The 23,155-nt window shown below is 26.1% G+C and carries 20 protein-coding genes and 1 riboswitch; of the genes, 11 read left to right on the plus strand and 9 right to left on the minus strand.

What is annotated here, in order from left to right:
- Positions 1-1,404: a dipeptidase PepV gene (gene pepV, locus MKD34_RS01320; protein WP_240219372.1), complete on the plus strand. Its 1,404-nt coding sequence runs from the start codon at positions 1-3 to the stop codon at positions 1,402-1,404.
- 39 nt (positions 1,405-1,443) lie between these two features.
- Here the strand turns inward: pepV and MKD34_RS01325 are convergent, their stop codons facing one another.
- A complete protein-coding gene (locus MKD34_RS01325; protein ID WP_240219374.1) occupies positions 1,444-2,955 on the minus strand; it encodes an ABC transporter substrate-binding protein in 1,512 nt (503 codons plus the stop codon).
- Between the two features lie 293 nt (positions 2,956-3,248).
- Here MKD34_RS01325 and MKD34_RS01330 point away from each other — a divergent pair, with 293 nt between their 5' ends.
- From MKD34_RS01330 to MKD34_RS01340, 3 genes are all read left to right on the plus strand, one after another.
- Positions 3,249-3,839 (plus strand): sigma-70 family RNA polymerase sigma factor, encoded by a 591-nt coding sequence (locus tag MKD34_RS01330; RefSeq protein ID WP_240219376.1) that lies wholly within the window; start codon positions 3,249-3,251, stop codon positions 3,837-3,839.
- A gap of 97 nt (positions 3,840-3,936) precedes the next feature.
- On the plus strand, positions 3,937-4,467 hold the full coding sequence (locus tag MKD34_RS01335) for a DUF2250 domain-containing protein (RefSeq protein WP_240219377.1): 531 nt from the start codon (positions 3,937-3,939) through the stop codon (positions 4,465-4,467).
- A gap of 15 nt (positions 4,468-4,482) precedes the next feature.
- The gene (locus MKD34_RS01340) at positions 4,483-5,085 is read left to right on the plus strand and encodes a DedA family protein (RefSeq protein ID WP_240219382.1); all 603 of its coding nucleotides are present in this window, start codon (positions 4,483-4,485) and stop codon (positions 5,083-5,085) included.
- 23 nt (positions 5,086-5,108) lie between these two features.
- On the opposite strand, the gene MKD34_RS01345 is transcribed toward MKD34_RS01340, so the two are convergent.
- The 4 genes from MKD34_RS01345 to MKD34_RS01360 all read right to left on the minus strand — a co-directional run bounded on the left by MKD34_RS01345 (position 5,109) and on the right by MKD34_RS01360 (position 9,229).
- Complete coding sequence (locus tag MKD34_RS01345; protein ID WP_240219383.1) at positions 5,109-5,855, minus strand: MipA/OmpV family protein; 747 nt, start codon at positions 5,853-5,855, stop codon at positions 5,109-5,111.
- Positions 5,856-5,986: 131 nt separating this feature from the next.
- Positions 5,987-7,003, minus strand: coding sequence for a PTS transporter subunit IIC (locus tag MKD34_RS01350; RefSeq protein WP_240219384.1), 1,017 nt, complete (start codon positions 7,001-7,003; stop codon positions 5,987-5,989).
- 5 nt (positions 7,004-7,008) lie between these two features.
- Positions 7,009-8,172 carry an aminotransferase class I/II-fold pyridoxal phosphate-dependent enzyme gene (locus MKD34_RS01355; protein ID WP_240219385.1) on the minus strand — a complete coding sequence of 388 codons (1,164 nt, stop codon included), beginning with the start codon at positions 8,170-8,172 and terminating at the stop codon, positions 7,009-7,011.
- A 13-nt stretch (positions 8,173-8,185) separates the two neighbouring features.
- Positions 8,186-9,229: an iron-containing alcohol dehydrogenase family protein gene (locus MKD34_RS01360; RefSeq protein ID WP_240219386.1), complete on the minus strand. Its 1,044-nt coding sequence runs from the start codon at positions 9,227-9,229 to the stop codon at positions 8,186-8,188.
- Positions 9,230-9,608: 379 nt separating this feature from the next.
- Between MKD34_RS01360 and MKD34_RS01365 the strand changes: the two genes are divergently transcribed.
- From MKD34_RS01365 to MKD34_RS01385, 5 genes are all read left to right on the plus strand, one after another.
- Positions 9,609-10,379 (plus strand): MetQ/NlpA family ABC transporter substrate-binding protein, encoded by a 771-nt coding sequence (locus MKD34_RS01365; RefSeq protein WP_240219387.1) that lies wholly within the window; start codon positions 9,609-9,611, stop codon positions 10,377-10,379.
- Between the two features lie 18 nt (positions 10,380-10,397).
- Positions 10,398-11,141, plus strand: coding sequence for a transporter substrate-binding domain-containing protein (locus MKD34_RS01370; RefSeq protein WP_240219388.1), 744 nt, complete (start codon positions 10,398-10,400; stop codon positions 11,139-11,141).
- A gap of 114 nt (positions 11,142-11,255) precedes the next feature.
- Positions 11,256-11,972, plus strand: a complete 717-nt coding sequence (locus tag MKD34_RS01375) for a LytR/AlgR family response regulator transcription factor (RefSeq protein WP_240219389.1) — start codon at positions 11,256-11,258, stop codon at positions 11,970-11,972.
- Positions 11,973-11,983: 11 nt separating this feature from the next.
- Positions 11,984-12,580: a sensor histidine kinase gene (locus MKD34_RS01380; protein WP_240219390.1), complete on the plus strand. Its 597-nt coding sequence runs from the start codon at positions 11,984-11,986 to the stop codon at positions 12,578-12,580.
- 144 nt (positions 12,581-12,724) lie between these two features.
- A complete protein-coding gene (locus MKD34_RS01385) occupies positions 12,725-16,192 on the plus strand; it encodes an autotransporter family protein (RefSeq protein WP_240219391.1) in 3,468 nt (1,155 codons plus the stop codon).
- Between the two features lie 35 nt (positions 16,193-16,227).
- Here MKD34_RS01385 and MKD34_RS01390 read toward each other — a convergent pair whose 3' ends face one another.
- Both MKD34_RS01390 and MKD34_RS01395 read right to left on the minus strand, forming a co-directional pair.
- Complete coding sequence (locus MKD34_RS01390) at positions 16,228-17,622, minus strand: BglG family transcription antiterminator (RefSeq protein ID WP_240219392.1); 1,395 nt, start codon at positions 17,620-17,622, stop codon at positions 16,228-16,230.
- 87 nt (positions 17,623-17,709) lie between these two features.
- Positions 17,710-19,104 carry a BglG family transcription antiterminator gene (locus tag MKD34_RS01395; RefSeq protein ID WP_240219393.1) on the minus strand — a complete coding sequence of 465 codons (1,395 nt, stop codon included), beginning with the start codon at positions 19,102-19,104 and terminating at the stop codon, positions 17,710-17,712.
- A 223-nt stretch (positions 19,105-19,327) separates the two neighbouring features.
- Between MKD34_RS01395 and MKD34_RS01400 the strand changes: the two genes are divergently transcribed.
- Positions 19,328-19,528 (plus strand): cold-shock protein, encoded by a 201-nt coding sequence (locus MKD34_RS01400; RefSeq protein WP_240219394.1) that lies wholly within the window; start codon positions 19,328-19,330, stop codon positions 19,526-19,528.
- Positions 19,529-19,641: 113 nt separating this feature from the next.
- Positions 19,642-19,717: riboswitch (cyclic di-GMP riboswitch) on the plus strand.
- 118 nt (positions 19,718-19,835) lie between these two features.
- Positions 19,836-20,126 (plus strand): winged helix-turn-helix transcriptional regulator, encoded by a 291-nt coding sequence (locus MKD34_RS01405; protein WP_240219395.1) that lies wholly within the window; start codon positions 19,836-19,838, stop codon positions 20,124-20,126.
- 28 nt (positions 20,127-20,154) lie between these two features.
- Here the strand turns inward: MKD34_RS01405 and MKD34_RS01410 are convergent, their stop codons facing one another.
- Positions 20,155-21,549, minus strand: a complete 1,395-nt coding sequence (locus MKD34_RS01410) for a hypothetical protein (RefSeq protein ID WP_240219396.1) — start codon at positions 21,547-21,549, stop codon at positions 20,155-20,157.
- 85 nt (positions 21,550-21,634) lie between these two features.
- Positions 21,635-23,041, minus strand: a complete 1,407-nt coding sequence (locus tag MKD34_RS01415; protein ID WP_240219397.1) for a BglG family transcription antiterminator — start codon at positions 23,039-23,041, stop codon at positions 21,635-21,637.
- Positions 23,042-23,155 lie beyond the last annotated feature (114 nt).

Genomic DNA, 23,155 nt, shown 5'->3' on the forward strand with positions numbered 1-23,155 from the left:
TTGAATACTAGAAAAACTCTAGAACACTATATTGATGAACACTTTCAAGAGACTTTAAAAGATATACAAAAAATTGTTAAAATTAAAACTGTAAAAGAGGAGAGCACCAATGGTGCTCCCTTTGGTTTAGGACTAAAAAAAGGATTGGAAGAAACATTAAAAATAGCAAAAGATCTAGGGTTTAAAACTGTAAATTTAGATAATTATATTGGTTATGCTGAGTTTGGAGAGGGAGAAGAGTATATAGGAGTTTTAGGTCATATAGATGTCGTACCAGAGGGAGAACATTCAAAGTGGAGTGTTCCACCATTTAGCGGAGAAATAGTAGGGAAGAATATGATTTCAAGAGGTGCCTTAGATAATAAAGGACCAATTATTTCAGCACTACATTCAATGAAAGCTTTAAAAGAGTGTGTTCCAACTTTTAATCATAGAGTTAGAATAATATTTGGAACAAACGAAGAGAGTGGAGATGAGGATATAAAATATTATCTCTCTAAAGAGAAAGCTCCAAAATATGCTTTTACTCCAGATGGACAGTTTCCAGTTGTATTTTCAGAAAAAGGAATCTATACATTTTCTTTCAAAGATAGTTTTTTAAAAGAAAAAACTTCAATATTAGATATAGTTGGAGGAACAAGATCAAATGTAGTTCCTGAAGAAGCAAAAGTATTTTTAAAAAAAGATTTATCTGAAAAGATTATAAAAGAGTTAGAAAAATTTAAGGATACTCCATGTAAATTTGAAGTTTTAGAAAAAGAGAGTTATTTAGAAGTTATATGTAAAGGAATACCAGCTCATGCAAGTTCTCCACAAAGAGGTGTGAATCCAATAACATGGTTATTTAGATTTCTAAATAGAGTAATACCTGAGGAAGATTCATTAAAGAGATTTGTTAATTTTATGGATAAAGTTGTTGGTATAGAAACTGATGGAAGTGGATTAAATATAGAAACTAAAAATGAAGAAACAGGAGATTTAACTTTAAGTTGTGGGATTGTAAAGATAATCGAGGAAAAAAAATCTTCAATATATGTTAAGTTTAACATTAGATATCCTGTAACTACCAATGAAAAAAAGTTAGATACTATACTTGATAAAATAGGAAGAGAAAATAATGTAGAATTTGTAAAAGAAAATCATAATGCACCACTATATTTTCCTAAAGAACATCCATTAGTTGAAAAGCTTCAAAAAGTTTTTAAAGATGTAACAGATAGAGATGATAAACCCGTGGCTTTAGGAGGAGGAACTTATGCAAAGCTTATGCCAAATACAGTTGCATTTGGGCCAAACTTTAAAGAGTTTAGAGGTAATCCTCATGGCTTTGATGAAAAAATGGATATAGATATGTTAAAACAAGGAATGCTTATGTATGCCTTAGGAGTTTTAGAATTAGCATAAAAAAACTACCTCGAAAGAGGTAGTTTTTATTTAGAAAAATTAAAATGATAATTTATAAAAAGTAGGATTATTAATAGGTGATTGAACAAATCCATTAACTTCCTCTCTAATACCAGCACTTGCAGGCATAAAGTAGATTGGTAAAACAGGAACTTCTTCATTCATAATATTTTGAGCTTGAGCATAAAGTTCAGATCTTTTAATAGGATCCAACTCAACCTTACCTTTATCTAAAAGAGCGTCAAAAGTGGGATTATCAAAGAAACTTCTATTTCCAGAAGAACCTTTCATACTACTATGAAGAACAGAACCAATACCGTAGTCAGCGTCTCCAGATGAGTTAGACCATCCAAGCATAAAAAGATCGCTTTTTCCTGTTCCAGTTGCACTTAGAAATGCGGCCCATTCTAAAATCTCAATTTTAACATTGATTCCAATATCTTTTAATTGAGCTTGTATAATTTCAGCCATTTGTTTTCTAAGTTCATTATTACTTGTAACTAAAGTTAAACTTAAATCTTTATAGCCAGAATCTTCTAAAAGTTTTTTAGCCTCTTCAGGATTATATTCAAATGGAGCAGTTTCTTTAGAATATCCAACGACTCCAGGCCCTAAGATACTATTAGCTTTTTCTACAGCACCACTTAAAACAGACTCGATGATAATATCTCTGTTAATTCCCATTGCAATTGCTTTTCTAACATTTTTATTTTGAAGAGCACCTTTCTCTGTATTAATTCCTAAGTATCCAACTCCAAGAGAACTAATCTCTTCAACTCTGATATCTTTCCTATCTCCAAGAATTTTTCTACCAATAGAATCAATATCTCCAGTAATATGATGTTCGCCAGTTTCAATAGCAATAACTCTACTATTTTCCTCTGGAATTCCTCTGACTTCAACAATTTCAATAGAAGGTTTACCTCTAAAGTATTCATCGTTTCTTTTTAATGTCATGTATGATCCAGGCTTCCACTCTACTAAAGAGTAGGCTCCGGTTCCCATAGGAGCATGATTTACATCTTTTGTACTTTCGTAATAATTTTTATTTAAAATAGAAGCTGTTATATGTGTTAGATGGTGTATTAATGAACCTGATGGAGCTGATGTTTTAATAATAGCTGTATATTTATCAGGAGTTTCAATACTATCAATAGCTGAGTAAAGAGTTCCAACTTTAGATGATTTTTTAGCATTTTCTAAAGTGTATTTTACATCTTCAGAAGTTAATTCATCACCATTTTGAAATTTAACTCCTTTTCTTAAGTTAAATTTAAGTTCGGTAGGTGATAGTTGTTCCCAACTTTCAGCTAGTCCAGGAACTATTTTTAAATTTTCATCAGTTTCAATAAGTCTATCAAAAATATTTGAAATTATTCTTCTAGAATATACATCTGTAGCTTCATGAGGATGAAGGGTTACAGATTCACTACTTTGAGTATAAATTAATTTATTCTCTTTAGGTATTGTTGTTTGTTTTTCAGATTCTTTTTCTTTTCCACAACTAATAAAAAGTGTAACTAGCAGTAATAATTTAAATATTTTTTTCATAGAACTCCCCCTTAGTATTTAATTATTTTAATAAGAGTATCAAAAAAAAATAACTGTGTCAAATTTAATTTTCAAAGTACTTAAAAAATGAAAATAAATTACCAAAAGTATTATATTAGAATATTATTATATGTTTCAAAGAATATGAAGAAAAAAGAAAAAATGGAACGTTTAAATAAAAAAAAAAATATGGTATTATTTTTTCATAGAGCGAGACGTTTAAAAATTTTTACAGCTTAGGGGTGAGCTTAATTTTACTTTTTTTACCGTTAAATAGTTAAGGGGGCAGACTAATGGATGAAAGAGATGTAATGTTAGCAAAAAATGGTGATGATGAAGCGATGGAAAAAGTTTTCTTAAAGTACAAAAGTGATATTTTAAGAAATAGTAAAAACTTTTTCATAAAAGGTGGAGATATCGATGACCTGCTTCAAGAGGGGTATATAGGTCTTATGAAGGCAGTAAAGTCATATGACGAAACAAGAGAGGTGTGTTTTAGTACTTTTGCAAATCTATGTATAAAAAGACAGATTATTACAGCAGTAAAATCTTCAAACTCAAATAGAAATCAAAAGTTGAATACATCGATTATTGGAGACAAAGATGTTAATTTAGATGATTTAGTACAATATGCAAAACCATCTGTAAATTTCTACTCTCCTGAAGATATTCTTATAGGAAAAGAATTGGTAGAAATGTTGGGAGATTTTTTAAATAATAACTTAACTCCTTTGGAGAAAAAGGTATTTTTCTATACTTGTAAGCAGTATAAGTATAATGAAATTGCAGAGTTGTTAGAGGAACCATCTAAAAAAATAGATAATGCAATTCAAAGAGTAAGAAAAAAAATTCTTGGATATTTATCTGAATATACTAGAGACTAATAAGATATTAGAGGGTGAGAGAGAAAATCTTTCATCCTTTTTATTTACCAATTTTTTACTAAAGTTATGATATAATATAAAAAAAATAGGAGTAAATATGAGTGAGTTAGAGAAGAAGATAGTATTAACAATTTATAAAATAGGTCCAACATTTATATCTAAATTAGCTAATAGAATACTTGAAAACCAAAATGAAGTTAGAGAGTGTGTTAAAGAGTTAATTAAAAATAAGTTACTAGAACGAGTTGAAAATATAATGGTTGAATACAAAACTAAGGAAGCGAATGTGGTTGTTAAACACAGAAACCATACCTATTATAAATTGACTAAGAATGGTGAAAAAAAAGCAAAAGAGTTAGAAGAGGATGAGTTTGAAGTAAGAGAAGCCTTTAAAACATATAATAAAGCTTTACAAAATAAATTAGATAATGTAATAGAAAATACTGAGAAAAGAATATATTGTGTAATAGATTTTCCTTATTCACAGGAATTAAATGTAAAAAATATTTTAAATGAAAAATTTGAAAATCTTCAAAAAGAGTATGGTCATACAATAACTTTAAGAGGAGATATAACAGAGGTAGAAAAAGAAAAGTTATTAGAACTACCTAATATTATTATAATTTAAATAGAAGGAGAAAATGTGGAAGAATTAATAAAGCAAGCTAGTGAATTTTTTATGAGTTTAGGTTATTTTGGTATTTTTATAATGATGTTTTTAGAGTCTTCATTCATTCCTTTTCCATCAGAGGTAGCCTTACTTCCAGCAGGGTACTTAATAGGTACTAAAGAAATGAGTTTTATACCAGTTCTTTTAGCAGGGACTTTAGGTAGCTTAGGTGGAGCATATTTAAATTATTTTTTAGGAAGAACTTTAGGTAGAAGCCTTCTTTTAAAATATGGTAAATATCTCTTTTTAGATGAAGATAAATTAACTCAAATGGAAACTCTTTTTAATAAAAGAGGAGAGTTAATAGTATTTTTAGGTAGATTTATACCTGTAGTTAGACAATATATATCTTTCCCACCAGGAATTTTAGAGATGAATATATACAAATTTAGCATATTTACAGGACTTGGAGCGGGAATATATGTAGCTTTTATGGTTAATGTAGGAACTTTATATAAAGACTACGAGCATATAATAAATACTTATATAATAAGATATAAATATCTAGTGGCGTTACTAGCATTAGTTTATGTAAGCTATAAAATTTTAAAAATGAGAAAAAATAAAAAAGACTAACTTTTATGTTAGTCTTTTTTTTATTAGAAGAAATACTTTGCACCTATACTTGCAATGAATAAAGGATCATCATTAACAATAGGAGAATCAGTAATTTCGCTAGAGAATTTCTCTATTCCTAAAATTCCTATGAACGATACTTTTTCATTATATCTGTATTCAGCTGATAAGTTAGCTCCAAAAGAATAAGCAGTATCTGCTTTATATTCTCTAGTTAATTTATCAGTAGATGATCTATTTACTTCATCTGATGTTACTCCGAAATAGTAGTTTGCATAATCTCCAGAGAATCCTTTAACGTGAATTCCAGGAACTAAAGTAAATTTGTCATTGATATTATAAGGTCTAAATGCGCTTAATTTAGCTTCAGAACCATGCTCACCAAATTGAACAGAAGCACCTGTTCTAATTCCAGCTATTCTTGTATTTAAGTCAGCTCTTAATCCAACCATAGCTTGGAAATCTCTATCATCAATATTAGTGTATCCATCTCCCATATCCTTAGCTTTAATAGGGAAACCAGCCATAGGATCAACGAATACAGATAAAGATAGATCTTCGCCTTTAAAGAAGAAATATCCAGGAGTGATTCCTTTAATATAGAAGTTACCATAATTAACATCTAAAAGCGGTACAGGATAAGCTTTGTCTTCAGCTCCTTTGTAGATACTGTTTGAAACTCCTACTCCAGCTCCAATTCCATATCTATTTTCTGCTAAAGCCATAGTAGATAAAGCTAAGGCTAAAGCTCCCAAAATAATTTTTTTCATAATTGTTCCTCCAAAGGTATAAGTTTATAGCGGAACAATTATATCATAGAATACATAGTTTTATAACTAAGTACAATATAGAAATTTGTTGCTAAAAACAGTGTACTTTTTTTCAAATGCTAGAGATTAAACTATATAGTGACTTTATAATCCTCCTCTTTAATTAAGACCAATTTATTTATAAAAATAAAGTTACAAATGTATCCAAAAATAATTGGTAAAATAATAAATAGAGTAAAAACAAGAACTATATTTTTTAAATTCCAAGATAGATGATTTAGAGCATTAATTGGGCCAATTAAACCACTAATTCCAAAGCCAGCACTAAAAGCAGTTCCTTTAATATTAAATAAAGCTCCTAAAACACCAAGGGTAAAAGCGTTAATAACAATGGGAACTATAATAAGGGGATTTTTAACAAAGTTAGCCATTTGAATTTTAGCAGAACCTAAAACAGGTACTAAAGTTATTCCAATCGGATTAACTTTAAGTCCAGCAAGAGCAAGACCAAAGGCTGCAGCACAAACACCAAGATTTGCAGCACCAGCAGCTATACCACTAAGATTTACAGCAAGAGCTATCCCAACAGTAGAAAATGGTGAAATAATAAGAATAGAAAATATTATTGCAATAATACCACCTGTTAAAAGAGGTTGCATTTTAACGACTTCTTCTATTGTAAGACCAATGACTCCATTAACCTTACTAACATAAGGTAAGAGATTTAAACCAATCCATCCAACAGCAGTTGAAATTATGATAGGAAGAGCAACCATGCTTAACCCCTTCACTTTATCTCTAAAAAGATAGATAGCTAAAGATGCAATAAAGGCAGTAACTCCTGCATTAACTACATCACCTGTTCCAGTTAGAACAATATTTCCATTAACAAAAGATACAACCCCTGATCCAATGAAAGTGGCAACAGAAACACATATGCTTTCTAAAGGAGTGAAACTTAATTGGTATGAAACTCCAGTTCCAATTGCAAATGGAAGTAGGCTTGTGGATATTCTTGTTAAATTTAATATACTTGCTAAATTTAAACTTTTTGCAATCTCACCAAGAATTGCTGATGGAATAAGAGTTGCAACAATCCCTAAACTCATACCATTTAATATTTTAAACATTAGCTCTTTTATTTTCATTATTTTCACCTTCCCGTATTATTTATTGAGTTTGCCTCAATTCTATCAAAAGCTTCTTTTAAAATATCTAAACTATTAGAACAAGCTATTCTAACAGCTTTATCATTACCAAAAGGTTTTCCTGGAATAACTTTGACTTTTAGTTTTTCAAAAAGATAATCCGAATATTGTATGGAATTTAAATTAGTTTCACTAATATCTATAAAAATATATATTCCACCTTGTGGAGCAAATGCTCTTAAACCAGTTATATTATTGATTCTATTTAAACTATATTCAACTCTTTCTTTGTATAGAGGAACAATACTATTTTTTATGTGTTCTCTATTTTTTAGGGCTGCAAGAGCAGCTCTTTGAGAGATAGCTGAAGCACTATAAACAATAACTTCGTTTATTTTTCTAATCGTGTCTATAATAGACGCAGGTGCAATATTATAGCCAACTCTCCAACCAGTCATAGCAAAATTTTTAGAAAAACTACAAACAGAAATAGTTCGCTCCTTCATTCCATCTAAAGTATAAATGGGAATAAAACTATTAGAATAATCATAAAAATCGTAGATATCATCAGCATATATAAGTAAATCATATTTTTTAGCTAATTCACTAATAGTCTCTAAACTTTTTAAAGAGTAACAAACTCCTGTAGGATTAGAAGGTGTATTTATAATAATACCTTTAGTTTTTTTTGTTATAGCTTTTTCTAAGTCTTCTTTAATAATTTGATAGTTATTTTCAATAGTTGTATGAACGATAACTGGAGTTCCATTAGCCTCTTTAATTTGATCTACATAAACTGGAAAAAATGGGGCAATAAGAATAACTTCATCCCCCTCATTCAATGTAGCTTGTAATGCTAAATACATTCCATGACAAGCTCCTGATAAAACAATAACTTCGTTGAGATCAACATTATAATTATTAAACTCAGTTTTATGATATTCAATAATTTCTTTACGAAGGTCTAAATCTCCTAAAGGATCGGTATAGTGTGTATGACCATTTAAAGCATCTTGAAAAGCGGAGTTTATAATAATTTTATCAGTGTGTATATCCAAATCTCCAATTCCTAAGTTTATAATTTGATTTTTTTCTGATTCATCAATAGACTTGAAAGTTGTTTCCTCTTTATTTTGAAATCTTTTAGCTAAAAATTTTGATCCATTCATTTTAATATCCCCCCTATAAATTTCCTTCTAAAATAGTTATAAATTCATCTTTAGTAAAGTTAAGTGGTATTTCGCTACCAGTAATAGAGTTTAAAATTTTATCAATAATCTCCTCTTTTTTCTCAAGGTATTCATTTTTAACAACAATCTCTTTAAGAGTAGTTGGAAGATTAATCTCTTTATAGAAGTTTAAAAGATTATTAAGTTCTTCATGATTACCTTCAAGTTGTAATTGAATTAATATACCAAAAGCTACCACTTCTCCATGTAGATGCTCCTCTTCAACTCTTTTAATTTTAGTTAAAGCATCGAAAATAGCATGGGCAAGTGCTCCATTGTATTTAAAGTCAATAAGATTTGAAACAATACCAGTTGTTACAAGAATAACTCCAGCAACTTCTTTAAAATCAACATCTACTATTGATGTAGAAAGAGCATGTTTTCCATAATTTAACATTGTTTCTTTACAAAGATGACTTAGCTTTTCTCCCATAGTAGTATTAAAATTTAATCTTTTTCCACGAGCTTTTAAATTCATTTCGTAATATTTAGCTAAAGTATCTCCTATTCCAGCCCATAAGTATTTTTTAGGGGCAGCAATTAAAGTATCTAAATTTATGAACGTTTTGTGAGGTGGTCTTTTTAAAAAGTATAACTCTTGAAACACATGATTTTCCTCATACATTACTGAAATATATGAAACTGCAGCACATGTAGAAGCAATGGTAGGAATAGTAAAAAGTGGTATATTTAATTTATCCATCATAACTTTTGAAGCATCGATAGATTTTCCGCCACCAATACCAAGAATCAAATCATAAGTATTATCATTTAAATTATCCAAAGTTGAGTTAACAATAGAGTGACAACACTCATTACCATAATGAACTAGATGAAAATTTTTATCTTTTAAAGTTTTAAAAAATTCATTTTTTATTGATAAAAGAGATTTATCACCATGAATAACTAAGATATTATTATAATTTTGAATCTCTTTACCTAAAATATTCCAAATGTTACTGTCCATATAAACTTCTGTTAAAATAGATTTTTCCATAAAAATTCCTCCCAGTTCATAAATTTAGATAAAATAAAAAAGCTTCTGGTTTCCCAAAAGCTTTAAACAATAAATCTTTAAAAAGTTAGTTGGGATATAAGCCTATATTTTTTTAATACAAATAGGCTCATATCTATAATTTCTAGATATAAACCTTAGTTTTAAAATAATACATAAACCAAAACATAGCCCTAACTTTTCTTAAAGACATTTTAAATTCCTCCTAAAATTTTTTTATTTGCATAAATATAACATAAAAAAATAGGGTTGTAAACATTTTTTTGAAAATATTTTTTTAAAAAAAATAAAATAAAAAAAGATTGACAAAATTATAAAAAATTATTATCATTTTTAAAACATTTATAGCTGGGGGGATTTTATGAAAAGAACATTATTGCTATTAATTATTGTTTCAAATTTTGTCTTTGGAAAAGATGTGTTTAAAATTGGGGCTACTCCAATACCTGCTGGGGAAATTTTAAATGAGATAAAAGAGGAGTTAGCAAAAGAGGGATTAAATATTGAAATTGTTGAATTTACAGATTATATTATGCCAAATTTAGCTTTGGCAGATGGTTCTTTAGATGCAAATTTTTTCCAACATAAACCATATTTAGCTAATTTTATGAAAGAGAAAAATTTAGATTTAGTTCCCTTAGAGGATATATATGTCCCACCATTAGGAGCTTATTCTAAAAAATATAAAAGTGTGAATGAATTAAAAGCTGGAGATAAAATAGCTATTCCTAATGATCCTACAAATGCTGGAAGAGCGTTGATTTTATTACATAATAATGGAGTTATAAAGTTATCTAATCCTGAGGATTTAATGGCTACAGAGTTTGATATAGTTGAAAATCCTAAAAAATTAAAGATTGTTTCTCTACAAGCTGCTCAGTTACCAAGATCTTTAGAAGATGTGGACTTAGCAGTTATAAATTGTAACTATGCTTTAGATACAGGATTATCACCACAAGAAGACTCTTTAATTGTTGAAGGGAAAGAGAGTGCTTATGGAAATGTGGTAGCAGTAAGAAAAGGTGATGAAAATAGTAAAGAAGTAGCAACTTTAATGAAAGTTCTAAGGAGTGACAAAGTTAGAAATTTTATATTAGAGAAGTATAAAGGAGGAATAATTCCTCTATTCTAAACTATTTTGGAGGTCTTTATGAAAAATATATTAAAGGGAATTTTTATAGTATTAATTGCACTGATTGTTTTTAGTTGTGGAGAAAAAGAAGCCAAGGTTCAAGAAACAAAAGACAGAGTTTTTGTAATTGGAACTAATGCAGAATATCCACCATTTGAATACTTAGAAAACGGGAAAATAGTAGGGTTAGATCCAGATATTATAGAAGCAATATTTCAAAAACTTGGATATCAGTATAAATGGGCTAATATGGAGTTTGGAGGATTAATATCAGCCTTACAAACTGGCAAAATAGATATGGTTATAGCTGGAATGAGTATTACTCCTGAAAGAGCTAAGATGGTTCAATTTACATCTCCTTATCTAACTTCAAAGGTAGCATTTGTAACAAATCAAAAAAAACCTATAAAAGGAATGGATGATTTAGAGGATAAAAAATATGGAGCAGAATTAGGAACAACAAAAGAAAATACTGCTAAAAATATTTCTGGAGCAACGGTAGTTCCTTTTCAAAATAATACATCAGCTTTATTAGCCTTAAAAAATGGTCAAATAGATGGGATTGTTTTAGATGAGAGTGTTGCAGAAGAGTATGTTAAAAATAACTCAGATTTATTATTAGTTGGTATTTTAGAAGGGGAACCAAAAGCGATAGCTCTTGGAAAAAATGATAAAGATTTTGATAAAATAAACGAAGCATTAGTTCAGTTAGTAAATGATGGAACTATTGAAAAGTTAAAAGAAAAATATAAGGTTAAGTAAGTAGAAAGAGAGGAAACTCTCTTTTTATTTTTGTGATTGACTTTTAAAAGTCAATAAGATATACTCCTTCTGAAATAGTAATAAATATAACAAAATAATAGTCGGGGAGAGAGAATGCTAAAAATAGCTATATGTGAGGATGTTGATATCCAATATAAAATATTGGAGAAATATCTTAAGGTTTGGGCATTAAAAAATAATATAACTATACATTTAGTTCATTACAAAAGTTCAGAGGAGTTTCTATTTAATTTAGATGAAAATATGGATATGGATATTTTAATATTAGATATTCAAATGAAAGAGATGAATGGAATTGAGTTAGCTAAAAAGTTAAGAGAAAAAGATGAAGAAATAGCAATTATTTTTGTGACAGGGGTATCAGAATATATTTCTAAAGGATATAGTGTGGGAGCTATAAACTATTTGTTAAAACCTCTAAAAGAGGAGGAGTTATTTGACTCTTTAGAAAGAGCTTATAAAAAAATAAAACAATTAAAAGAAAAAAAAGAATCATTAAAAGTAATTACAGATAAACAAGTAGTAAAAATAAGATATAGTGATATAAAATATTTTGTAGTATATTCTCACTATGTTCATATAGAACTGTTAAATAAGAAAATAACTTATAAAAAAAGAATCAGTGATTTAGAAGAGGAGTTACCAAAGACTCATTTTTTAAGGTGCCATAGATCATATATTGTAAACTTACATTTTATAAAATCTATAGAAAAAGAATCTTTAACCTTAGATGATAATACGATTATTCCTATAAGTAGAGGAAAAAGAGAAAAAGTATTAGAACTATTTATGAATTATTTTGATATATAAGGAGTAAAGATATGGATAAAATATTTGATATAGAAAATAATATTGTGAATACAAAAGCTTGGCAACATGATTGGAGTAATCATTTGTCTGTACTTCTTTTTTTAGTGAAAAGTGGAGAGTATCAAGAACTAGAACATTATATAGAAAATTTAACAAAAGAGATAAAAGTTTTAGAGAAGCAATTACTAAATGTTGATAATATAATTTTAAAAGCAATAATTAGTCAAAAAATAGAAATTGCTAAAAATTTTGGAATAGAGTTTATTTTAAAATTAGATATTCCAGAAGAAATAAAAATTAAAAACATTGATTTATCGACTTTAATAAATAATTTGTTGGATAATTCTATTGAAGCAAATATTATTACTGGAACTTATAGATGGATAAAATTAGAGATATTCAAGATGAAAGAGAATTTATATATAACTGTAAAAAATACTATAAATTGTGAAATAAAACAAGAGGATGGGAAATATAAAACAACAAAACAAGGTGGAAAAGGAATCGGATTAAGACAAATAGATAAGATTGTAAAATCTTATAAAGGTAGTATAATAAGAAAAATTGAAGATAATATATTTATAACAAAAATATTGATTCCACTTTAAAAAAGGCCATAGTTTATAACTATGGTCTTTTTTCTAAAACAATTCAGGATCGAAAATATACAATTTGGGTATAGAAAAAGAAAAAAAATAAATTTTTATAGTAATGTTAAGATAGAATAAAATTCATAATATGGTGGTGTTAAAATGAAAAGAATTTTAAATAATAAAACTATATTTAATATAATTATTTTATTTATTTTAATAGAGAAGAATGCTTATATGATGCAGGATATTATAAAAGAAAAAAATTATTTTAATGATAGTGATAAAACTCAAGGTATTTTGTTAGATAAAGAAGAATCAACTATATACAACAATGGAAAAATTCAAAATTTGAATAAAGTTAATCAAAATAGTGAGTTAATATCTAACGGAATAGAGAGTCATAAAAATATTGAAAGTCTAGATAATAATGGAGTAATTCTAGGAAGAGCTGAAGTAATAGAGTCTGTGAATAATGTAACAAATAGTGGAAATGGAATAGCATTGGAGAATTTAGAAATAAAATTTTTAAAAAATAATGGATATATAAATGGAAGTTTTATAGCAAATGATTTAATAGATAGTAGTGGAAACAGCGGGAATGGGGTAAACCTTATAGGTAATGATACTGGTCAAACACAAATGGGAGCTAAAATTATAGGTAGTAAACTAGATAAAATAGTAAATGAAGGAGTAATATCAGGAAAGGTAGATTCAAGAAATGCAAATAGAGGATTATATAACTCTGGAAATGCAATAAATATAGCTCCAAAAGATTTAATAGGTGGAAGTTATTACTTTAAAAGTGAAGTGGGAAGTTTTAAAAATTTTGGAAGAGTTATAGGAGAAGCATATATAGAAAATCAAAATTCAAGAAATATAGGAAACGGATTAACAGCTTTTGGAAGTTACGAAAGTAAAGCTGATGAAATAGTAAATCAAGGAGTAATAAAAGGGAATGTATTTTCAAATTTAAACATAGAGAATAGTGGAAATGGAATACATTTAAGTTCTTTCGGACATTTTTTCGGTGGAGACTTTATAACTTCAAAAATAGAAAATAAAGGTATTGTTGAAGGAGAAGCTAATACAAGTGCATTAAATTTTGGAAGTGGAAATGGAATAATTATTGATGGAAGAGGTATACAGACAAAAATAGAAAATCTTGAAAATAGTGGAGTTATAAGCGGTTATAGTTCAAAACTTAATAATGAGAAATCTGGAAATGGAGTATATTCAGGTTATAATATTACAACTCTTTTTAATGAAGGAGTAATAAAAGGTAATAATACTGCAATTAGTTTTGGTGGAGTTAAAGATGCTAACTTCAATGGGAAGTTAACAAGTTTAGTCAATAATGGAATACTAATCGGAAATAATATTTTTAGAGTAGGAAAGATTCCAGAAAATGAAGTCAATAATGGGCTATACATAAATCTGAAGGAAAATGGAGAAGTAGATAGTATTAGGCAAGATTTAAATAATGTTAATGATAATAATGGAAGAGAGATAATTAATATTGTAAATGGATTAGATGGTTATATACTTGCGGGCTCAGAATATAAAAATAAAGTTTTAAATGGAGCAGGAGTATCAACTGGAACATTAACACTCTCAAAGAATCAAATTACAACAGTGGAGAATACGATAATAAATGCATATAAAACTGCAGTTACTTTAAATGATAATACAAATTTAAAAATACAAGATTCCTTAATAAATGGTGGCGGAATAAAAAATGAAAATCCAATAATACAAGTCTTAGGAAATGAAGCTAATTTAGATATTACAAAGAATACCGTTCTAAATGGAAAAATAAGTGTAGACGGGAATAATAATACATTATATATTGATAATAGCGTTAAAATAAATGGAGACATAGTATCAAAAGGTCAACTTAATACTTTGAAATTAGGAACTAGTAATTCAAATGAAGAGTTAAAAATATATGATAAAATAGAAAATTTTGATGAGATAAAAACAAATGGAAAGGTTACATTGTATTCTACGTCAAAAGTAAATGCCGTTGCAGATATAGATATAGAGCATGGAACATTATTAGTGAGATTAGATGGAAGTAAAAGAGATGAGAAAGGAAGAGTAACAGGTCATGCATTGTATGATCATACAGGAGCTATAATATTAGGAGAGAAAGGAAATATAGGAGATCATTTACCAGATGGTGATAATCATCCAGATATTCAAGCAGGAGCACAACTATTTTTTAAGGCTAGCGGATTAACAAATGGAACAGTTATAGCAATGAAAGAAACAGATATCACAGGCTTAAAAGATTCTCAGATAGGAACCTATTCTATAGCTCATACAGCAAGAAAATTTATACCTGGAAAAGATGATATATGGTTATTGAATTCAGGAACAAATACTTATGCAATAAGAGCGACAGAAACGATAGATATTATAATAGATACACTAAATTTAGATGATATTATAAACAGGCCAGACGATAAAGAAAAACCAGATAACAAAGGTGAAGAGAAACCAGATAATCCTCCGGATAATGAGGTAGAAGATAGAGAAGATTTAGGTGATATATGGGACAGTATAGTAAATGGTGGGGAAGAGGATTATCTGGCTCCAACATTAGACTATGAAGATGGAAAGAATATAGTAGAAGCTAAAAAAGAGTTGATATCTATATTGGATCAAATATATGCAAATAATCCCTACTCTTATATAGGAGAAGCCTCTAAAGAAAGTTTGAGATTATATCAAGATAATATTTTTACAACAAAAATGCCTAAAAAGGATGAGTGGATTACAGAAGCACACGGAATATACGGGTATGATAAATTTGAAAAAGCTGAGCAAAATAATAGATTTGGAAAAGAGATTCAAAAGAATAGCTATTCAAGTAATGTAAGTACGTATGGAATGCTAGGAACAGCAGAGTACGGAATATTAGAGGATACATCTCTAGGAATTGCTATTGGTGGTAGTAAACAAAAAGTAGATATGTCAAAGGGAACAAAAATAGATGGAAACTCTGGATATATTGGAGTTTATGGTAAAAAAAATGTAAATAGATTTAGAATTACTAGTGGAATAGGTTATCAACATAACGAATATGATGTGGATAGAATTTTAATAAATAAATACCAAGAATTTAAAAATAATGGTAGTTTATCTACAGATAGCATAGGGGTTTATTTAGAGGGAAAATATTTTATAAAAAGTGAGACTGGAGTTTCAATAGAACCTAAGTTGAGACTAAGTTATATGAATATATCTCAAGAAGAAGTTAAAGAGAAATCTAATGAATTAGCAATAGATGTGGATGGAAAAAATTATCAAAATACAGATATTTTAATAGGAGTAGATTTTTCTAAGAAAAAATATTTAAAAGGTGGTTTATTAGAGTTTAAAGGTGAACTAAGTTATATGAAAACTTTGGATACTGAAAGAGATTATTTAACAGGTAGAATAAAAAATAGTACATCTTTTAAAATTAAAGGGCCAGAAATAACAGAGGATAGAATAAGAATTATCGTTGGTATAGATTATGAAAAAGTAAATGGAGTTTTCTATAATTTATATACTGGTGTAGAGTTAGCAGATAAAGATAGAATAGATACAAATGTTAAAATAGGAGTAGGATATAGATTTTAATAAAAAAGGTGGTTTTTCATATAAAACCACCTTTTTTATTCATTGTAGAAATTATTAACACCTAAACAAAAAGCTTTTTCTTCTAAAATATTTTGAACTTTAGAATTACAATAAAAATCAATGACGAAAACATTTGGATTTATTTTTTCATCACTAATAACTAAATCATAGTCACTAAAATCTCTAAGAATATTTTTTTTGTGAAAGAATGAAGCTTCCAAATCAAATTTTATATCAGGAGCTAATTTAATTAGACTTCTTTTAAATAAAGTATAATGATTTGCATTTATTTCATTAAAAAGAAATAAAACATTTTTTATCTTAGAAAAATTATCTTCTATCAGAGCTCTTTTTAAAGCGAAAACTATTGAAAATTTATCTCCTAAGAAAAAATCATAAGAATGTTTGTCTGAAATATAATCTAGTTTATTTAAAAGAATTTTTTCATTATCATTAAAATATGTATTTTTAAAATCTATTATATTATTTTTATATTTAAATAAAGCAAGATAGATGTTGTGAAAAAGCATATCTTCTAGCTCTGAAGTTATATTTGATATTTTAAATTCTTCTTTTAAAATATTCAAAAATTTTAGAGTTCTAACTTTATTATCTTTATCTAAAAAATAGTAATCTAAAATTAAGGTAGTTAAAAAGAAAGCTAATTCATCCTTATATTTCGGATGAAAATCTCTACCATATTTATTAATTAGTGATTTTATATGATTAAATTCTTTAGTTTCAAGATAACTTTCATTTCTGAATAAAGATTCTTCAAATATTTCTGAACAAATTTCTAAAGAATATAGAAAAGAAAGTAAAAAATAATTAACAGATATATTAGAAAATTTAAGAATAGGATAAATTTGAGATAACCTAGTTTTAGTATCAAATTTTTTTATATCTATTAAAAGAGATTTTAGTGGAGGAACTAAAATATCCTCTTCTATAAAAAGTTTCATAAGCTTTCTATGGAAATTTTTTTTATCACTGAAGCTAAGTTCAGTTATTAAAAGTCCCTTTCCATGAAGATATTCATAACGAGTACCATTTTTTAAAAACTCATCTTTAACACTTTGAAAACATCTGAGAATAGTACTTCTAGAAAGATCTAAAATTTCTTTTTCTTTTTCTAAATTTAAAAAACCATGGGCAATAAACTTAATATAAAGATAATCAATTCTTTCTTCTACAGTTAAAACATTAAAATTATTAAAAAGTATTTCCCATTGTTTTTTAGTAAGTATTAAATGAAAAGCATCCTCTTTTTTTTCGATTTTAGGTAAATCAATAGATTCTAAAAAATCATTAATTTGTGAAATAGTTTTTAAAATAGCATTTTTTTCAACTTTTAAATACAGATGCATGTCTTCTACAGACATTTCAGTTTGCGATAAAATTTTTAAAACATTAGCAGCTGTTGTATTCATTCAATCACCTCCGATATTGATAGTTTAACATATATTTTAAAGGAACAGAACATAAAAAAGAACACTTTTAAAGTGTTCTTAGATATTTTAAATAGTGTTTAATTTTTTTAATCCACTCAATAAAGCATGATTTTCTAAAATATTGTGAACATTCACAGTATTATAGTATTCAACAACTTTCACGTTAGGTACAATATTACTGTCACTAATAATAATATCATAATTTTTATGATTATGTATAATATTTTTTTTATGAAAAAAAGTAGCTTCAATATCAAATGCAATATTTGGATGGAATTTTTTTAGAGATTTTTTAAATACAATTTGATCAACTGCAACTACTTCATTGAATAACAGAAGAACATTTTTTATATTAAAAAAGTTTTCTTCTATAAGAATTCTTCTTATAACATAGACAATCATAAATTTATCAACTAAATAAAAGTTATATGAAAGTTCATTTAAAATATCATCTAAAGTATTTAAAATAATTTTATGTGGTTTATTAAAAGAGACATTTATGATTTTTACAATTTTATTATTATATTTAAAAAAGGATATATATAATTTGTTAAATAACATTTTTTCTAAATCTTTATTTGGAATATTAATTTGAAATCTTATCTTTATGTGTTTTATTAAATTAAGACACATATTTTTAAGATTTTCTTCTAAAATACCATTTTCAAAATAAAGAGATGTTAGAAAATGACTAAGTTGATTTTTAAAATCCTGATCAAAATTATTTCCAAATTTATCTATATTTTTTTCAATCTCTTTAAATTTATCTAGTGATAAATTTGATTCTTTTATAAAATTAAATCCACCAAAAATATGAATACAAACTTCTAATGAACAAATAAAAGAGAGTAAAAAATAATTAATAGATATACCAGAATCTTTAAGTATAGGATAAAGTTGAGTTAATCTTTGTTTTGTATCAAAAAATTTAATAGATTTTAGGAGTTCTTTTCTAACAGGAACTAAAATATCTTCCTCGATAAAGAACTTCATAAGTTTTTTATAAAAAATATTTTTATCTTGTTCTGAAATTTTTTTTAAAATTAAACCTTTTCCATGAGAGTATTCATAAGTAGTGCCATTCTTTAAAAACTCATCTTTTACAACTTGAAAAGATCTTAAAATGGTACTTCGAGAAATATCTAGAATCTCTTTTTCTTTTTCAAGATTTAAAAAACCAGTAGAAATAAACTTGATAAACAGATAATCTACTTTTTCATCAGCAGTTAAAATTTTAAAATTTTTGAATAAAAATTTCAATTCTTGTGAACTTAGTTTTAAGAAATAAAAATCATCATTCTTTGAAATAATAGGTAAATTAATTGAAATTAAGAAATCATTAATTTGTGAAATTGTTTTAATAATAGAACTTTTTTCTACATCTAAATACAGTTGCATATCTTCTATGGACATCTCAGTTTGAGATAAAATCTTTAAAATATTAGCAGCTGTTGTATTCATTTGACCACCCCCGACTTAAATAGTTTATCATATATAGATATAGATTAAAATAGTTAATAAAGAAAAAAGAAAGAAAAATTCATTTTTATTACGTATCACTTTTGCTTCTATAAAAAGAAAAAATGAAATATTTAATTTATAAATTATATGTGATATCATAGGAACATATTAGAAATGAATTAGATTTCTAAAAGGTTTTAAAAATACGGAGGGGAATGAAAAAATGACAAAAGGTACAGTAAAATGGTTTAACAAAGAAAAAGGATTTGGATTTGTAACTTGTGAAGAAGGAAAGGATTACTTTGTACACTTTTCTGGAATTATAGGAGATGGATTTAGATTTTTAGAAGAAGGACAAAACGTTTCTTTCAAAATTGAAAGTGGAGATAAAGGACCTTTAGCTAAAGAGGTTCAAGCAAACTAATATAAATATTCGGACGGAGATGATCCGTCTTTTTTATTTAGAAATGTTTTTGTATAGAGCATTGTGTAAAAAAAACATTGCATAAAATGGTAAAAATAAGATATAATACTACTAAAATTATACGGCAAACTATGAGAAATCATAGGACGCAAAGCTATAGGGCCTGTAAAATGGCAGCCAGTTGCACTTATTTCTTAAATTTAAGGGATAAGTGTTTTTTTTTTGAAAAAATGAGTTAAAAAAAGGAAAAAAAGATTGTGTCTATAATAAACATATTAAAGATGAAATCTATTAGGGGTGTTGTATTATGTGTAAAACAGAAATAAAAAAAGAATTAGGAAAGTATCATATTAATTACACACATGAAAAGATTTTAAGAAGAATAAATGAAAATCCAGGGATAACTATGTGTGAATTAACAAAAGGATTGGATTTGTCAAAGGGGTCTATTTCTCTTTGTATAAAAAGATTAGAAGAGGAAAATTTAATTCAAAAGTATGGAGCATTTGACGACAAAAGAGTCTTTAGGCTTCATCCAACAAAGAGTGGAAAAGATTTGTGTAGCAAAATTAAATTAATGCAAATATTAAAAATATAAATCTCCGTATAATTTATACGGAGATTTATTATAATGGTAAAGAGTAATATTTTATAAATGGATAATTAGAAGTTAATGGTAAATTTTCAAAAGTTATAATTAAAGAAACATCTTCTTGGAGAAGGTAGGTTTCTAACTCATGATATCTAATAAAATGAGAGATATTTATATTTTCTTTTAAAAGAAATAAATTTTTAATAATTGGTTGTAAAAATCTTGGTAAGTCTTTAAAAACAACAATTGTATTTGTGATTTCTAAAAAATTAATTTTATTTAAGTTCCAAAGATAAAGAAAAATAATATTTGAAAATTGAATGTTAAAGTAATTTTTTCTTAGTTCTAAAAAAAGTTGGTAACATTCATCTTTTATTTTATAAGTTAAGTTTAAATCTAGAAAAGAAAGATCATTCATATATAGAAAAGAACTCTCTTTATTAGCAATATAAACTCTATTAGTAAATTTTTCGAAATAACTATTTTTAGAATAATCTAAAGATGTAAATTTAGAAAAAGTTTTTCTAAGATTTTCATACTCTTTATTTAAACATATATTTTTTTCTTTTAAAATTCCAGTACAAAATTTTAAAGTTAAAATAAAAACATTAATATATTTTAGTGGAAACTTTCCTAAAGTAGAAGTTTTAAAAAAAGTATATACTTTTTCAATATTCTTTAAAGGAAAAACATCTAGAAAAATTTTTTTAAACTCTTCAAAAGATAGTGTAGAAATATTATCTTTACAATTTTCTTCAAAATATATTCGATAAATACTTTTTAAAAGTTTTTTATTGTTAGCAAAAATATCTAAATCAAAGGCATAAACAAAATAATCAATTTCTTTGATAATATTTTGAGACATTTTTTGTTGAAAAAAACTAAAACAATCTTTAGACATTAAGAGTGGTAACTCTTTAAATTCTATTAAAAACTTAAAAAGATATGAAAGAAAACAGTTTTTAATATCACTAGTATTACCTGAAATATTAATTCCTTTACTTGGAATACTATATATTTTTAATTTGTAAAATTCCAAAGCTTTTTTTACAGAAAGTAAATCATCATTTAAGGTTCTTCTAGAGATGTTTAAAGTAGAAGAAACAGTATTCAAGTTAAGATTTAAGTTTGAATCATGACATTTAAATAAAATTAATATAATATAGAATATTCGATCTGTTTTAGTAAAAATTTGATTTTGTTTTAAAGCTTTAAAAAGAGATTTATCGCTTTGAATCTTTTTGATCATATCAGTAAGTAAAATATTTTGCTGGTTATTCTCTATAAGTTGATAAATTTGTTTTATATATAAAATAACATTTTGTTTATTCATTTTTAAGAAGTGGCAAATAAAATCTAAATTTTTATCAGGAATAAAATTTAGTAACTTGTATATTCTGATGTGATTTGCATTAATATTTATTTTCATTTTATTATTCCCTTCTTTGTAAAGTAAAACTACATATAGTATACCATCTATATACATAAAATAAAATTAAAACAGTTAAATTTTTTTATTCATATACTAGATGTTTTGTAGCTTGATTAAAAACGTGATTATAAATCGCTAAAAATATTTGTATAGGATTAAAGCTATTAACCATAATTGCCTTGGAATTTAAACTAGGTTCATCGCTTAAAATCAAATCATATTTACCTTCATAATTTTTAGGATTTAATTTATAAAAAAAAGTAGGTTCAACACAAATGTTAAACTTTTGATTATGTCCATATATTGATTCTTTGAGATATTTATCATCTAAAAGAATAACTTCATTAAAAAGCAGTAGAATGTTTTTTAATGAACCTTTATTGTGTTCAATAACAATTTTTATAATTATTTGAGCAATTGAAATTTTATCACAAAAAAATAAATTTAAATCATATTTTTTAAAAATATTTTCTAAAATGTTAATTATAATTTTTTCTTTTTCTCCAGTTACTATATTTCTAACTTTAAAAATATGATTTTCATATTTAAAAATTGAAAAACAAATTTTCTTTAATAACATTTTTTCTAAAAAAGAATCTAAATCTTTTAAGTTTAAATCAATTTTAATCTCTTCAATAATTTTAAAAGCTTTTTCTAAGATAGTAGGCTCAAAATTTATTTCATCTTTGTTTAAAGAAACTATAAAATAAAATATTTGTGTTTGGTATTCTGTACTACAATCTTTTAGTTCCAATCGAATTAAATTTTCAATATCAGAGAATTGGGTATAATCATAGTCGCTTTTGAAATTAAATCCTCCAAAAACTTCTGTACATATATGGAGAGAGCATAAAAATGATATTATGAAATGTGTAGTTGGAATATTTAGAGTTTTAAAAATAACATATAAATTATTGAGTAATTTATTAATATTATAATCTTTAATTAAATCGATTATAAAAATAGAATGATTTAAAGAGAAATCACATTTTATAAAAAATTTGATTAATTTTTTAGAAAAAATATTCTTGTTAACTTGAGATAAATAAGTTAACCTTAATCCCTTTCCTACGACATATTCATATTGAGAGCCATTGAGCTCTAATGTTTTTTTTACATCATTAAAATATCTAATAATAGAACTTCTAGATATGCTTAGTAATTCTTTTTCAACCTCTAAATTTATAAAACCATTATGTATAAACTTAAGATATAGGTAATCTATAATTTCATCTGTAGTTATAAAGTCTTTTCGAGTAAAAAGGTTTGCCCATTGAGATTTTGAAAGGTCTATAGAATAAATAGCGTTTTTTATCTCGATTAAGGGAAGATTTTCATCTTCTAAAAATGAATTAATAGAATTGATATTCTTATAGATAGATTTTTTCTCTAAATTTAAATAAAGAGAAAGCTCCTCTAAAGAAAACTTCTCTTGTGAGAGAAGTGTTAAGATATTTATATTTGTTGTATTAATTTGAACCACCCCCATCTTAATTTATACCATAAAAAAAAGATAAAGAAAATATGAAAATTTTTAATAAAATAGATGAAAGTAGTATAAAATTTTTCTACAAATAAAAAAAGATAGCTATTTTTCAATAAC

The organism is Cetobacterium somerae (assembly GCF_022430525.1).
Classification (GTDB): Bacteria; Fusobacteriota; Fusobacteriia; order Fusobacteriales; family Fusobacteriaceae; genus Cetobacterium_A.

Excerpts from the sequence above, each read along its gene's own strand:
- MKD34_RS01405 (WP_240219395.1), top strand. The coding sequence starts at position 19,836 with ATGTGTAAAACAGAAATAAAAAAAGAATTAGGAAAGTATCATATTAAT.
- MKD34_RS01325 (WP_240219374.1), bottom strand. The coding sequence starts at position 2,955 with ATGAAAAAAATATTTAAATTATTACTGCTAGTTACACTTTTTATTAGT.
- MKD34_RS01350 (WP_240219384.1), bottom strand. The coding sequence starts at position 7,003 with ATGAAAATAAAAGAGCTAATGTTTAAAATATTAAATGGTATGAGTTTA.
- MKD34_RS01330 (WP_240219376.1), top strand. The coding sequence starts at position 3,249 with ATGGATGAAAGAGATGTAATGTTAGCAAAAAATGGTGATGATGAAGCG.
- MKD34_RS01370 (WP_240219388.1), top strand. The coding sequence starts at position 10,398 with ATGAAAAATATATTAAAGGGAATTTTTATAGTATTAATTGCACTGATT.
- MKD34_RS01410 (WP_240219396.1), bottom strand. The coding sequence starts at position 21,549 with ATGAAAATAAATATTAATGCAAATCACATCAGAATATACAAGTTACTA.
- MKD34_RS01355 (WP_240219385.1), bottom strand. The coding sequence starts at position 8,172 with ATGAATGGATCAAAATTTTTAGCTAAAAGATTTCAAAATAAAGAGGAA.
- MKD34_RS01335 (WP_240219377.1), top strand. The coding sequence starts at position 3,937 with ATGAGTGAGTTAGAGAAGAAGATAGTATTAACAATTTATAAAATAGGT.
- MKD34_RS01365 (WP_240219387.1), top strand. The coding sequence starts at position 9,609 with ATGAAAAGAACATTATTGCTATTAATTATTGTTTCAAATTTTGTCTTT.
- MKD34_RS01415 (WP_240219397.1), bottom strand. The coding sequence starts at position 23,041 with ATGGGGGTGGTTCAAATTAATACAACAAATATAAATATCTTAACACTT.
- MKD34_RS01375 (WP_240219389.1), top strand. The coding sequence starts at position 11,256 with ATGCTAAAAATAGCTATATGTGAGGATGTTGATATCCAATATAAAATA.
- MKD34_RS01400 (WP_240219394.1), top strand. The coding sequence starts at position 19,328 with ATGACAAAAGGTACAGTAAAATGGTTTAACAAAGAAAAAGGATTTGGA.
- MKD34_RS01360 (WP_240219386.1), bottom strand. The coding sequence starts at position 9,229 with ATGGAAAAATCTATTTTAACAGAAGTTTATATGGACAGTAACATTTGG.
- MKD34_RS01390 (WP_240219392.1), bottom strand. The coding sequence starts at position 17,622 with ATGAATACAACAGCTGCTAATGTTTTAAAAATTTTATCGCAAACTGAA.
- MKD34_RS01380 (WP_240219390.1), top strand. The coding sequence starts at position 11,984 with ATGGATAAAATATTTGATATAGAAAATAATATTGTGAATACAAAAGCT.
- MKD34_RS01395 (WP_240219393.1), bottom strand. The coding sequence starts at position 19,104 with ATGAATACAACAGCTGCTAATATTTTAAAGATTTTATCTCAAACTGAG.
- MKD34_RS01385 (WP_240219391.1), top strand. The coding sequence starts at position 12,725 with ATGAAAAGAATTTTAAATAATAAAACTATATTTAATATAATTATTTTA.
- MKD34_RS01345 (WP_240219383.1), bottom strand. The coding sequence starts at position 5,855 with ATGAAAAAAATTATTTTGGGAGCTTTAGCCTTAGCTTTATCTACTATG.